The sequence below is a fragment of the Mycobacterium seoulense genome, assembly GCF_010731595.1.
Taxonomy (GTDB): domain Bacteria; phylum Actinomycetota; class Actinomycetes; order Mycobacteriales; family Mycobacteriaceae; genus Mycobacterium; species Mycobacterium seoulense.
This window is the reverse complement of sequence record NZ_AP022582.1, coordinates 3,307,276-3,319,421: the sequence shown is the minus strand read 5'-3', so window position 1 is coordinate 3,319,421 and position 12,146 is coordinate 3,307,276. Positions and strand designations below refer to the sequence as shown.

At 62.1% G+C, this 12,146-nt stretch carries 9 protein-coding genes and 1 pseudogene; 5 read left to right on the top strand and 5 right to left on the bottom strand.

Features of this window, described 5'->3' with window-relative positions; all coding sequences use genetic code 11:
- Positions 1–14: 14 nt before the first annotated feature.
- Complete coding sequence (locus G6N37_RS15170) at positions 15–632, top strand: TetR/AcrR family transcriptional regulator (RefSeq protein WP_163685079.1); 618 nt, start codon at positions 15–17, stop codon at positions 630–632.
- A gap of 100 nt (positions 633–732) precedes the next feature.
- On the opposite strand, the gene G6N37_RS15165 is transcribed toward G6N37_RS15170, so the two are convergent.
- The gene (locus tag G6N37_RS15165; RefSeq protein ID WP_102419648.1) at positions 733–2,400 is read right to left on the bottom strand and encodes an NAD-dependent malic enzyme; all 1,668 of its coding nucleotides are present in this window, start codon (positions 2,398–2,400) and stop codon (positions 733–735) included.
- Positions 2,401–2,846: 446 nt separating this feature from the next.
- Positions 2,847–3,173, bottom strand: a complete 327-nt coding sequence (locus tag G6N37_RS15160) for an acyl-CoA synthetase (protein ID WP_174813838.1) — start codon at positions 3,171–3,173, stop codon at positions 2,847–2,849.
- 638 nt (positions 3,174–3,811) lie between these two features.
- On the opposite strand from G6N37_RS15160, the gene G6N37_RS15155 reads away from it, so the two are divergent.
- The 3 genes from G6N37_RS15155 (at position 3,812) to G6N37_RS15145 (ending at position 7,602) form a co-directional block, all read left to right on the top strand.
- On the top strand, positions 3,812–4,954 hold the full coding sequence (locus tag G6N37_RS15155; RefSeq protein ID WP_067928013.1) for an acyl-CoA dehydrogenase family protein: 1,143 nt from the start codon (positions 3,812–3,814) through the stop codon (positions 4,952–4,954).
- Between the two features lie 69 nt (positions 4,955–5,023).
- The gene (locus tag G6N37_RS15150) at positions 5,024–6,253 is read left to right on the top strand and encodes a CaiB/BaiF CoA transferase family protein (protein WP_163681531.1); all 1,230 of its coding nucleotides are present in this window, start codon (positions 5,024–5,026) and stop codon (positions 6,251–6,253) included.
- A gap of 515 nt (positions 6,254–6,768) precedes the next feature.
- Positions 6,769–7,602 (top strand): acyl-CoA thioesterase, encoded by an 834-nt coding sequence (locus tag G6N37_RS15145; RefSeq protein WP_163681529.1) that lies wholly within the window; start codon positions 6,769–6,771, stop codon positions 7,600–7,602.
- A 363-nt stretch (positions 7,603–7,965) separates the two neighbouring features.
- Here G6N37_RS15145 and G6N37_RS15140 read toward each other — a convergent pair whose 3' ends face one another.
- Positions 7,966–8,919, bottom strand: a complete 954-nt coding sequence (locus G6N37_RS15140) for an alpha/beta hydrolase (protein WP_067923768.1) — start codon at positions 8,917–8,919, stop codon at positions 7,966–7,968.
- A gap of 106 nt (positions 8,920–9,025) precedes the next feature.
- Between G6N37_RS15140 and G6N37_RS15135 the strand changes: the two genes are divergently transcribed.
- Entirely contained in the window at positions 9,026–9,946 is a 921-nt protein-coding gene (locus G6N37_RS15135) for a LysR family transcriptional regulator (protein ID WP_158243993.1), read from the top strand.
- Positions 9,947–10,168: 222 nt separating this feature from the next.
- Here G6N37_RS15135 and G6N37_RS26030 read toward each other — a convergent pair.
- Positions 10,169–10,380: pseudogene (locus tag G6N37_RS26030) on the bottom strand (ATP-binding protein); the annotation flags it as partial.
- Between the two features lie 315 nt (positions 10,381–10,695).
- Positions 10,696–11,829 (bottom strand): spirocyclase AveC family protein, encoded by a 1,134-nt coding sequence (locus G6N37_RS15130; RefSeq protein WP_082962371.1) that lies wholly within the window; start codon positions 11,827–11,829, stop codon positions 10,696–10,698.
- Positions 11,830–12,146: the final 317 nt, after the last annotated feature.

Sequence of the window (12,146 nt, the reverse complement as noted above, 5' to 3'; positions counted from 1 at the left end):
ACGGATCAGGGCCCATGACAGAAGCGGAATCAAAACTGCGGCAACGCACCGAGGGGCGCCTGGACCGGTCCCGCGATCCGGCCATTCTCAACGCCGCCCTAGCGGCCTTGACAGAACACGGGTATCACGCCACCAACATGAATGACATAGCGGCACGGGCAGGTGTGGGCAAGGCCGCCATCTACCGGCGCTGGTCCTCCAAAGCCGCGCTGATGACCGACGCATTGGTGTACTGGCGCCCCGACCTCTGCAGCGTCGACGTCCCCGATACGGGCAGCCTGGAAGGCGATCTGGACGCCCTCGTCGAACGCGTCAAACGCACCGACAGCAACCTGGTCAGCAACGACCTGGTGCTGCGAGTCGCTATGGAAGCCGCACACGAACCCGAACTCGCCTCGGCGCTCGATGACCTCATGCTCGGCAAAGGCAAACGCACGATTACCGCGATCCTGGCGCAAGCCGCCGACCGCGGCGAAATAGCGGCCGGTCGCGACTGGTCACTGGTGGCAGACGTACTCTTGGCGATGGGTCTGCTGCAGGTTGCCCGCGGACAAAGCGTGGACGCGAATTTTGTGCGCGAGGTGATCGATACCCTGATCCTGCCCGCGGTCCGCACACCAACAAACGGATAAAACTTCAGCGCCGATGTGACCGATCCACCGGCGCCTCCAGGCCCGAGGGCGTATACCGAGTGTCAACTGCTGGCAGACGAGCGCCGCATGTGGCGTTGTGTCACTGATCCGGTTCGTCGGCGGTGCCGGGATATTTGGGTGTCCACCGCACCTGTGTGATCCGTTGCGCGAGTTCTTGGTCGCGGCGTTCGGGGGCCACGCCGTCGGCTACCGCTTGCTTGGCCACCGCGTGGGCGATCCGGACGGCGACGTCGGGCACGTCCGCCCACTCCGGCAGCAGCGGTTTGTCGGGGTCGTTTAGCGCCGGTGACAGGTCTCCCAACGTCGCGGCGGCGACGCGCATCATGTCGTCGGTTACCCGGGTCGCCTGCGCGGCGGTGACTGCGAGCCCTACTGCGGGGAAGATGTAGACGTTGTTGCATTGGGCGATCGGACGTGTGGTGCCGTCGCGCTCCACCGGCGCAAAGGGTGAGCCGGTGGCGATCAGGGCACGTCCGTCGGTCCAACGGTCCAGTTCGGCGGGGTGCGCCTCGGCGCGACTTGTCGGATTGGACAGCGGAAAGATGATGGGCCGCTGGGTCTTGCCGGCCATTTCCCGCACGATGTCTTCGGTGAAGGCGCCCGCGGCGGTGGACAGGCCCAGAAGAACTCCGACGTCGACGTTGTGCACGACATCCTTGAGCTGAGCGCGGCCCTTCAGCCCCCAACCTGCCACCCGCCCGGCAGGTTGCGCGAAGTCACGCTGGCCATCTGTGAGGTCGGCGCGATCGTCAGTGAGTAGCCCAATCACATCGACGACCCAGATCCGTTGTCGAGCATCCTCTTCGGACAGGCCCTCGTTGACCATCTCCCGCCGGATCATGTCCAGGACACCGATACCGGCTGAGCCCGCACCTAGCATCACGACCTGCTGCTCCGACAGCGGTCGGCCGGCCACCTTCGCTGCGCCGTGCAGCGCGCCAAGAGTCACCGCGGCGGTCCCTTGGATGTCGTCATTAAAGGTGAGCAGCCGGTCGCGATAGCGGTCCAGGATCGGCTGTGCATGCGCGGTTGCGAAGTCCTCCCACTGGAGGAGCACGTCGGGGAGCTGTTGTTGGACCGCGCTGACGAATGTGTCGATGAATGCGTAGTACTCATCGTCGGCGATCCGCCGGTGACGCCAACCGAGATACAGCGGATCGTCGAGGAGCTCGACGTTGTCGGTGCCGACGTCGAGCACGATCGGCAGGGTTCGCGCGGGGTCGATTCCGCCGATAAGTGTGTAGAGCGAGAGCTTGCCGATCGGGATCCCCATACCGCCGATGCCCTGATCGCCCAGACCTAGGATCCGCTGCCCGTCGGTCACCACAATGACGTCAACGTCACGTCGGGGCCTATTGCTCAAGATCTCATCAAGACGATCGTGGTCGGGATACGATATAAACAAACCCCTTGGCCGTCGGTAGATTTCGCTGAAGCGCTGGCACGCCTCGCCAACCGTGGGGGTGTAGACGATCGGCAGGCTTTCGCGAATGTGGTCGTGCAGCACGCGGTAGAACAACGTCTCGTTGCGGTCCTGCAAAGCGCGAAGATAGATGTGTTTGTCAAGATCGTCACGGCGCGAACAGAATTCACGCCAGCAGTGCTCGGCTTGCTCGTCGAGAGTTTTGACTGCCGTGGGTAGCAGGCCCAAAAGTCCAAGCTCGCGCCGCTCCTGCTCGGTGAAGGCGGTGCCCTTGGTGGTCAGAGCATCAAGAAGCCTTGCTTCACCGCGTGTTTGGTCAGACACGATAAGATTCCTTCCTAGTCACGCAGTAAAACCATCTCAACCCTATTGAGACACAACGAAGCTGGCCGCTCAGGCGATCGCTCAAGGCGTGTCGTCAACGTGTGAGCTCGAGAAGTAAACTGCGACCTCCTGATCGACGCAGAACGCCTCGGCGGTCGTTCCACCCCGACGGAGTGGCGCATGGGCCAACCAACCGCGCGGTCGGCGCTGAGCCGGGGCAATCGCGGATTCCGCAGCCGGCTTCATGCCGCTAACGGTGCCGCGATTGCGGTGCGGCAATTGGGGGCTAGTCGCACACTTGGCGCCAGCGCGACTTGCGTTGCGGTCAAGCTGCTGCCTTGATGAGCTCCCGCGTTCTTACGGCGCGTCGCCCATAATCAAAGCTGCCGAAACCGTGTAGCCTGCCCGCCGTCCGAGCGGGGGTGAGTTCTCGCCGCTGCGAGGTATTAGCGCGGTTCATCGCCAGCGGACGCATTCCGCCGCGCCTTACCCGGGTAGCCGAAGAATTTCTCGAAGTTCTCGTCGTTGATGGGTTGCGCGGAGTTGCGTTGAGCGGCTGCGCGTAACGCATCCAGACGCCTCTGCGCCGAATCAACCTCTTGCGGAGTGCCGAGCCGCCGGCATTGTTCAAGCTGGCATTGGACGGAGGCAATTTCGATTCGTAGCCGTTCACCGGCCTCCACGAACGTCAGCAGGTCGTGGTCGTCCTCATCCAACCTGTCGCGGTCCGTCCGTATTTGGGCCGTTCCTTCGACGAAGTCCGTCATCGTCATCTCCATCCCTGTACGCGCCTCTGGGGCCCATCATATAAGCGACAGGATGGCGTTGTTCTATATAACTAAATAATTATCTGGTTATTGGTGAGGTGATCGATGCCTACGATGCAATCCGTCGATGATGCAATTGTGCCAAGCGGAGGCGAGCTCGGTCCTGCGACTGTCCACCTGGGCGTTTGAGGAACAGCACCATCGATCGAGCGACGGCCAGTGCGCTCTGGTAGGCCAGGCGCTTGGCGGCGAAACGGTTGCGCGACTTGGAAAACGTGTTCCGATCCAACTCCAAGTGATCGGCGGCCTCGACGTTGCTGCCACCGTCGGCGCACGCCGCCACGATCCTGGCCCGCAGAGCGGGCCCGGCCGCGCAGTTGCGACGCTGGCCCCACCTTCCAACTCGGCACGTCATCATCGGTCGACGCACCCGTCGAGACGTTGGCGGAGAGGCACGAGCATCGCATGCCGCACGTCGGCGTGGTTTGTGATCGCGAGAAGCCGAATAAGAGGGAACAGGGACGTAGGCAAATTCGACTCGCTAGTCTAATCTGTTTAGAAACCAAAAATCTGGCCGGCGGGCATGCCGACGAACTACGCGACAGCCGCATGACGGACCGCTGACGAAGCGCAGAGGATATCGGATGAGACGTCTCATTTTCAGTGCCGAGCACGAGCAACTCCGTGCGACGACTAAGAACTTCATCGAACGTGAGGTCGCGCCTTACGCCGACGAATGGGAGATGCGGCGCATCGTTGACCGATCAGCGTTCATCGCCGCCGGCAAATACGGTCTGATCGGCTTCAATATGCCTGAGGAGTATGGCGGTGGCGGCAGCGACGACTTCCGCTTCAACGCGGTGATCAACGAGGAGCTGTCGAAGTTCGGAACCCGCGTCCCCGCTCTCACGCTTCAAAACGACGTTGTTGGCCCGTATTTCAAGTCTTTGGCGACTGATGAGCAGAAGCGCCGTTGGCTGCCGGGAATCGTTAGCGGACAAACCATCGTCGCGATTGCGATGACCGAGCCGGGTGCGGGTAGCGACCTTGCCGGGATCCGCACCACCGCGGTGCGGGAGGGCGACGAATGGGTCCTGAACGGGTCGAAGACCTTCATCTCCTCGGGAATCAACGCAGATCTCGTCGTCGTCGTGACGCGAACCGATCCCTCTGCCGGCCACCGGGGGTTCTCGCTCCTTGTGGTGGAGCGTGACATGCCGGGCTTCATCCGCGGTCGCAAGCTCGACAAGCTCGGTCTGCACACACACGACACTGCCGAGTTGCATTTTGAGAACGTTCGGGTGCCCGTGGCGAATGTCTTGGGCGAAGAAGGCCGCGGGTTCTACCATCTGATGCACAACCTTCCCTCTGAGCGACTGTCGATTGCTATCTCCGCGATTGCCGGCGCCCGCGAGACCTGGCGTCAGACGCTGCAATATGCGAAGGATCGCAAAGCGTTCGGTCAGTCCATCGGCAGCTTCCAGCACAACAGATTCTTGCTGGCCGAGATGGATACCGAACTCGAAGTCTCCGAGCAGTACATCGACCGATGCCTGGCCGCCGTCGTCGAGGGCGACCTATCGGCGGTCGAGGCGGCAAAGGCCAAGTGGTGGTGCACGGAAGTTGCGAAGAAGGTCGTCGACGGCTGCGTGCAGCTTCACGGCGGCTACGGCTACATGAGGGAGTACCGGGTGACCAACGACTACGCGGACGTACGCATCCAGACCATCCTCGGGGGGACGACCGAGATCATGAAGGACCTGATCGGGCGTGACCTCGGGCTTTGACTTCGCAGCAGACGACATGACGTCGCTACACATCTGCGACCAGTTGATCGAGATCAAGAGGGTGTCGATATGGATAAACCCCTGACGGGCGTACGAGTCCTGGAAATAGCGCAGTTCACCTTCGTGCCGTCGGCAGGTGCCATACTCGCCGACTGGGGTGCTGACGTCATCAAGGTGGAGAATCCGCTGACGGGCGATGCCCAGCGTCAGCTTTTCATGGCGTCGCACGGCGAGTCGTCAGAGCAATCGAGCCAGTTCACACCCCACATCGAGGCACCCAATCGAGGTAAGCGGAGTATCGGGCTGGGTCTGACATCCCCGTTGGCGCGGCCAATCTTGGAGGCGCTGCTCCGGCGCAGCGACGTCGTCCTCACCAACCACCTGCCTGTTGTCCGGTCCAAGTTGCGTATCGATGTCGATGATGTTCGGAGCATCAATCCCGACATCATCTACGTGGTGGGTAGTGGATTCGGCGGTCGTGGTCCTGGCAGGGACCGGCCGGGTTATGACTCCACCGCATTTTGGGCGAGGGGAGGAAGTGCAGACGGCGCGACGCCGTGCCTCGCCGATCGACCGACCTATATGCCGTGCGGTGCGTATGGCGACAACGTCGGCGGGCTGGCTATCGCGGGCGGCGTGGCCGCCGCGCTCTACCGGCGTCGCATGTCCGGACAACCGTCGGTGATCGACGTGTCACTGCTGGGCGTCGGGGCATGGGCGACGCAGTTCGATGTCAACATGGCGCTGATGAGCGGCGGGCACCTGCCAAAGGTGGAACTCGACACGCCCATGGCAGGCAATCCGCTGGTCGCGAGCTACCGCACGCGCGACGGCCGGTTCATTCAGTTGACAATGCTCGACCCGTTGTCTTATTGGTCGGAGTTCTGCATGTGCATGGGCAGCCCGGAAGCCGCCGCGGACAAGCGCTTTGCGACAATCGACGGTATCGCCGAGAATATCCACTCCGCATGTCGGATCGTCGCGGAGTTGATCGGCCGGTATCCCCTCGACGAATGCGAGCGACGGCTCAACGGATGTAGTGGCGCGTGGACGGTGTGGCAGGACAGCTGGGACCTCGCCAACGACGAGGACCTGGTCGCCAACGGTGGGATCGTCGAAGTCGTTGACGCGCAGGGTATTCGGCGCAAGCTGGTGGCGAATCCGGTTCAGTTCGACGTTGCGACTGTCCCATCGAAGCGGGCGCCGCAATTCGCCGAACACACCGACGCCATCCTGCGCGAGATCGGGGTTGACGATGTCACGTTCGGCGAGCTCAAGATGGAAGGCGTCATCGCTTAAGGTGGCCGCTCGCCTCTGAGAGTTCGTTGTCGCGCTGTACTAGCCTGAGTTGGAATCTACTGATACCGCGGTCACCCCGTCACGCCCAGCATCTAGATCATCCAACTATATATATATATATATATTATATATCTGTCTTATGGGCAACGCGCCGACCTCGTGAAAGTATTCACTCGATCTCTGGATGCGCATGGAGGCCCGCGTACGCTTGGCGGCGACAGGCTGGGTACCACCTTTGACGCTCAAACATGTTGCTGCCATCGCGAACTGCGCTATCGGCCGCTGCAGGCGATCAGTTCCGGGTGACGCGAATTCGGAAGGGCTGGATTATCTCGTCTGCGCCGGTATACCGTAATTTTCTGCAGTAGATTCGGGGTCCGTGAAAAGGTTGCAGGGCAAGCGGGCGGACATCTCAGAGGCGTGTTGTGACTTGTACACGCGCAGCGGGCATCGCGCACGCCACTCGGAAATCCGAGCTGCGAGAGGGCAGTTAAGTGGTCGCCACTGTCGCCTCCTTGATCGACCTGCTTGACGTCCGACTCGTCGCAAGCGATTGCTACGTAGGGATCACGCCCGACATTGGTATGCCTCGGGTCTTCGGCGGACAGGCCGCGGGTCAAGCTCTGATGGCAGCGGCCAAGACCGTCGAGGAAAAACGTGTCCCGCACTCTGTTCAGACCCACTTCCTCTCCACGGGGCTAATCGGGCCGCCGATTGAATTTCACGTCGAGCGGTTGCGCGACTCCGGCTCGCTGTCCAACCGGCGGGTCATAGCCGAGCAGCAGGGTCGACAGCTGCTTTCCCAGCAGGCCGCGTTCCACGTTCCAGAAAACGGACCGGAGCATCAACTGGCTGCCGAGGCTGTCGACGGTCCTCCGTCGGCTGGCGCGGGCCTGCGTCCATTTCCCGAGGACTGGCCGGAATTCTATCGACGATGGTCTTCTCTGGAAGTCGACTGGTACCCGGATTCGCATGTGCGCGGACCTCTCACGACAACCGGCCGGGGTACGCTGTCGCGCCAATGGGTGCGGACATCGGCACCCTTCGACGCTCCCCAAGCGGTCCACAGTGCCATCGCCACATGTGTCGCTGGCCTGACATTGTTGATGAGCGCCTTTACGCCCCACGAAATCAAGCCCCATCGCGATATCAAGACGTTCACCCTCGATCATTGTCTATGGTTTCATCGCCCCTTCCGCATTGATGAGTGGCTGCTCCTCGAGCAGGTGTCGCCCAGTGCCTCGGAAGGCAGGGCGTTCTGTATGGGCCGGCTCTTCGGTGGGCGGCAATCACGTGGCCTCTGTGACCCAGGTTGGTCTGGTTCGAGAGTGGTAACTCATGACTTTTAGTTCTTGCCAAGATAATTGGAGGAGCCACAGATAATAGTCGACGCAGCCGAAACAGCGAATGCAAAGACCTCCGAAGACGCCGACGGGACCGGCTACGGCGCATCCGACGCGGCGATCGACGACGCTCCTATCCGAGGATGCTCGTGCTTGAGGGATCGCTCCTAGATCCGGACGCACCCGCCATCGTCGCAGTCGGCCCGACGGACGCCGTACCACGGGCAAGGCCGAACTGCTCGATATGGCGGGCGCGGCGTGCGATTCCTCGATGCGCAAGAAGGTCCCGCGGGAGGACTCTGTTTGTATCGGCGCTTTCTTCCAGCAGCACACTTACGTCGGCCGGCGGTCGGCGGCATGAGCAGATCGTCAAGTCACCGTCGGAACCCACGCGGCGATGCGATCCCACAGCTCGTAACGGTGGCTGGCGAAGTTGTGGCAGTGACCTGACTTCGGCACGAGGTGCAGTGTCACGTCAGCAGAGCCCGTATAGTTGGCAGGTTCGGCGTACGAATTGGGCGACACGTCAATCGCTGCGCCGAATCCTAGGAACACTGGAACATTCACCTGTGGCGCGTAGCGCTCGACGAATCCCGGCGTGGCGACCTCGGCGCCCGCGCGCACCGGCACCCGACTTTGCGCGGCGGTGTCGGCGTCGATCACCTGCTGTGGTACCTCTCCGGCATAGAACAGGCCCTCAAGATATGACCGCGGAACGGTCATGTGGCTGTCCTGCGGACTGGCACCCGAGAGCTGGCAAGCCAGCGACATTGATTGCTGGACCCGGCTTTCGAGATCGGCGGCATCTGTTGTTTCTTGGTAAATGTTGGTGACTTGTACCCCGTACCCGAGCAACACCACCGCGTCGTAGATACCGGTGTTGGCCTGCACCATCGTGGTCAGGCATGCGCCCATTGAGTGGCCTACACCGACCAGAGGGCCGGCCAGCGGCGAAACGCCGTCGATGAGATCGCCATTGCGCAGGCCTTCACGGACCTGCCGGGCCACCTCCGCGTCGCCGGCAGCCAGCAACTCCAGCCCTAGCTGGCCGGATGCGATTGGGTCAGTGCTCTCGCCGACGGCGAGGTGGTCCAGGGCGAGGACGATATAGCCAGCGGCGGCCAGGTGCTCTCCGAAGCTGTAGCCGGGGTGCCCGTCAATCTGCATGTGCCAATAGCGCTTGTCGTAGAGCCCGCCGGCCAGACACAAGAGCGCCGCGACCGCACCAGCCGGCCGCGGCGGCAGGAAGGCCCATGCCGTCTGGGTCAGCCGCTCACCGGTCTCGATACTGGCCGTCACTTCGAACGTCAATGGCGTTGGCATGGCACAAATTGTTCAAACCGCAGCTACCGATGTCCAGTGCGTTTTGTGCATCCCAACGTTGCGTAAACCGCAGCGCGCGACGAGTGTCGAGTGTCAAACTGGCGCCATGGAACTGCGCCACCTGCGTTGTTTTGTCGCGGTCGCTGAAGAGCAGCACTTCGGCCGGGCAGCCCAGCGTTTGCATCTGACCCCGGCACCGGTCAGCCGCGCCGTGCGGGCGCTGGAGACCGAACTCGGGGTGGACTTGTTCATTCGCGAACACCATGACGTGCGCCTGACGGCCGCGGGTTTAGCGCTTTGCGAACGAGCTGCTGAAGTCGTGCGTCATGCTGACTCGCTGGGCGACTACGCGCGATCGTTAGGGTATGAAGCGCTCGCAATAACGGTTGGCGCATTTCATCTTTCGCCACCGACGGTCTTAGACCGCACGGTGGATGCGCTGCGCGACCTGACAACGTCGAATGTCGAGGTTCAACTCGTTGAACCGGACCAGCTGCCGCGCCGGCTTGCGGCCGGCACGCTGGATTTCGCATTGGTGAACCCGACGTCCGACTGCGCCGGGCTGCCGTACCAGCAGGTGGCCGTTTTCGACTACGTGCTCGTCATGCGCGGCGACGACCCGCTCGCCGCGCGTGACCACATCGACTGGGGGGACCTCGCCCGACGTGAAGTGACACTGCCGCCCGATACGCCGTTCCCCTCGGTGCTCAACAACCTGCACCACTTCATGGTCTGCCACAGCGTGACACGGTTCGACCGCATTGACAGCCTCGACGTGGCCGCGATGGCAAGCCGGATCCGCACTCATCGCACCGTGATTCCGTCGCTGAGCCTAGAGGCCGGCGGGCCGTGGCGGGTATTCGACGACCCAGCGTTCGCGGTGCGCCCGTTCGGCGAACCACCGCCGCCCTACGTCCTTTCGCTGGCGTGGAGCCCCCGCGCCCCGCAGCGGTGGGGCATCGATCCAGGGGACATCCTTGCCGCGATCGCCGGCCGCAATCCCGCATATAACCACGCAGACAGGTAGGCGGGTCTCTCGCCTTCCGAACCAGACTGTGAGTGCGCCGCTCCCAGACCCCGGAAGGACCCGACGAGCTAATCCCGGATCAGGACTCGACATACATAGGCCTTCGCCCTGACATGAGCCGCTTCGCTCCTTCGTTGCACTGACCATTACGGTGCTGCACCCGAACGGATTCACCACCGAACTGATCGAACCCTGCGAACAATTCTGCTGCCACGCCTTATCCCGCACCGCGCGGGCGTTCGCTAGTCGGTAGGACTCGGTGCCGGTCTCAATGATGTTGCTGGCGAACGTCAAACGGTCCACGATCGCCGCGCACAGCCGCAGATCGGTGAAGGTCTTGGTCCAGCTCGAGAAGGAGTTGTGCTCGCGATGGCGACGTTGGCGGTTTACTCGCGCTCGGTGAGAACCTGGAAAGGCATCTCCGTAGCGCGACGACCGTGGCGGCCCACCTCCAGGGCCGCCCGCGCCAAGCCACGGTCAACTCCGTCGGCGACCCGGTCAGGTCGACAGCTTCGAGCGCCGCATGATCGCGGAAGTGGTCGGCCGCTTAGTCAGCCCAGGTAACCGGGACGCCAGGCGCCGAGCACTGCCTCGAGCTCGTCTCCGGCAGGATGTTTATCAACCGACGACGTAGGAGCCGTTGACCGATTCGTTGTTGTTTGCATAGAAGCAATCCTGGACTCGTCCGCGAGGTCCTATTCCCCTTCGATGACTGCCCAAGGGCTGGAGTAGCCCTCTACCCGATGGCGCTATCGGCCTAGGTAGAGATCGACCCACGTGCTGCCGTCGCCAGGAATGTCGTTCGGCGAACCTGGCTGACCGCCGGTCGGTATCGGCCGCCCATGCGCCGGGTCCGGGCAGAGATAAGGCGTTCCCTGACCGCACATCCCATTTCTCAGATGGGAGGGGTACATCTCCCAGTTGTCGTTATCGTTTTGCAGGCCAATCCAAATGAACACGATGTTGTAGGCGAAGTACCCGATGTTGGTCACGGCGGCGACGGCCAGGATCTGCAGGGCGGCCTTGGTCTTGCTGGATACATTGAGCCGCTCCACGCCCCGCTCGACCACCGACTGACCGCGATCATCGCGGTAGAACCGCAGCACCATCAACGGCGCCCAGCCAAGGGCGCCCCACACGATCGGTTCGTAAAGAGGGAACTGATGGGTCGTGCCCTTCAACAGCGTCAACCAGCCGACGGTGTCTGGATATGCAATGACGTGCAAACTGGTGAGGGCCACCTCGTTGAGATCCATGACTGCCATGAAGGCAATCGACCATGCAATAACGCCCAGCTTGCCTGTCTGTGGCCACCGCCTCATCACAAATTTGCGCAGGAACGCGCACCCGATCATGCACAGCGCAGCGCTCCAGATGAAGCCGACCCCGATGAGGATGGTGGGCTCGGGCATGAGGTTGCCACGCGGGGACACCCACCCGGGCATGTCGGTTGTCCACGAGCCAAAGTTCACCATCAACGACGAGTATGAGAACTGCGGCAGGATGTAGTTGAGGATCGGATCCCATTGGATTAGCAGCAGATAGGCGATGATAAGGATGGCGTCAAACGTCAAGCGCCTTTCGCGAATACACTGACGTCCTACGTAAACCAGGGTGCCGACGACCGTGATCACCGTGAACACCTGGAACGCAATGCAGAATTTAAGGTCGTTACCCAAGTCGGGGTTGTGGTCACCGATCGGTGTCGGTGTGGCGCGCCCCCCCAGGATCCAGCTCGCCGCGACATAGATGGCCAGGCCGACAAACGTCGCACCGACTGTCGCCCACACAACGATCGGGGGGATGGTGCGGACCCGCGGCGCCCTCTTCGTCTTGGCGGCAACGGACCACCCACGCGACGGTTCAACTTCGACCGCAGCCATACAACGCCTCCTTGCGTTATCGCGATAACCGTCCGAGAGTTAGAATCTACCATTTATTAGAAAATTATCAATAGCGCTGGTGAGCGTGAGTGCCATCGGCGCGGCGCCGAATCTGTCCGTCGTCCTTTTCTCAGGCGGGCCGAAACCGAGTGCGCGAGAGCTGCTGCCCTAGGCGAGATTTGAGATGCCTATATCGCGGAGAGGTCAACTAGCTTAGCTAATTGCGCAGAGAATCTGTCGTAGAACAGGAACAAGTGATCACCACCGACAGGCCAGCGTGGGCTGATTGATCTTGTACTCGACTGCGAGTGGACGCT

What these genes read in the sequence shown, in the direction of transcription:
- G6N37_RS15170 (WP_163685079.1), top strand. Translation starts at nt 15, where the DNA reads ATGACAGAAGCGGAATCAAAACTGCGGCAACGCACCGAGGGGCGCCTG.
- G6N37_RS15160 (WP_174813838.1), bottom strand. Translation starts at nt 3,173, where the DNA reads ATGACGATGACGGACTTCGTCGAAGGAACGGCCCAAATACGGACGGAC.
- G6N37_RS15155 (WP_067928013.1), top strand. Translation starts at nt 3,812, where the DNA reads ATGAGACGTCTCATTTTCAGTGCCGAGCACGAGCAACTCCGTGCGACG.
- G6N37_RS15150 (WP_163681531.1), top strand. Translation starts at nt 5,024, where the DNA reads ATGGATAAACCCCTGACGGGCGTACGAGTCCTGGAAATAGCGCAGTTC.
- G6N37_RS15140 (WP_067923768.1), bottom strand. Translation starts at nt 8,919, where the DNA reads ATGCCAACGCCATTGACGTTCGAAGTGACGGCCAGTATCGAGACCGGT.
- G6N37_RS15135 (WP_158243993.1), top strand. Translation starts at nt 9,026, where the DNA reads ATGGAACTGCGCCACCTGCGTTGTTTTGTCGCGGTCGCTGAAGAGCAG.
- G6N37_RS15130 (WP_082962371.1), bottom strand. Translation starts at nt 11,829, where the DNA reads ATGGCTGCGGTCGAAGTTGAACCGTCGCGTGGGTGGTCCGTTGCCGCC.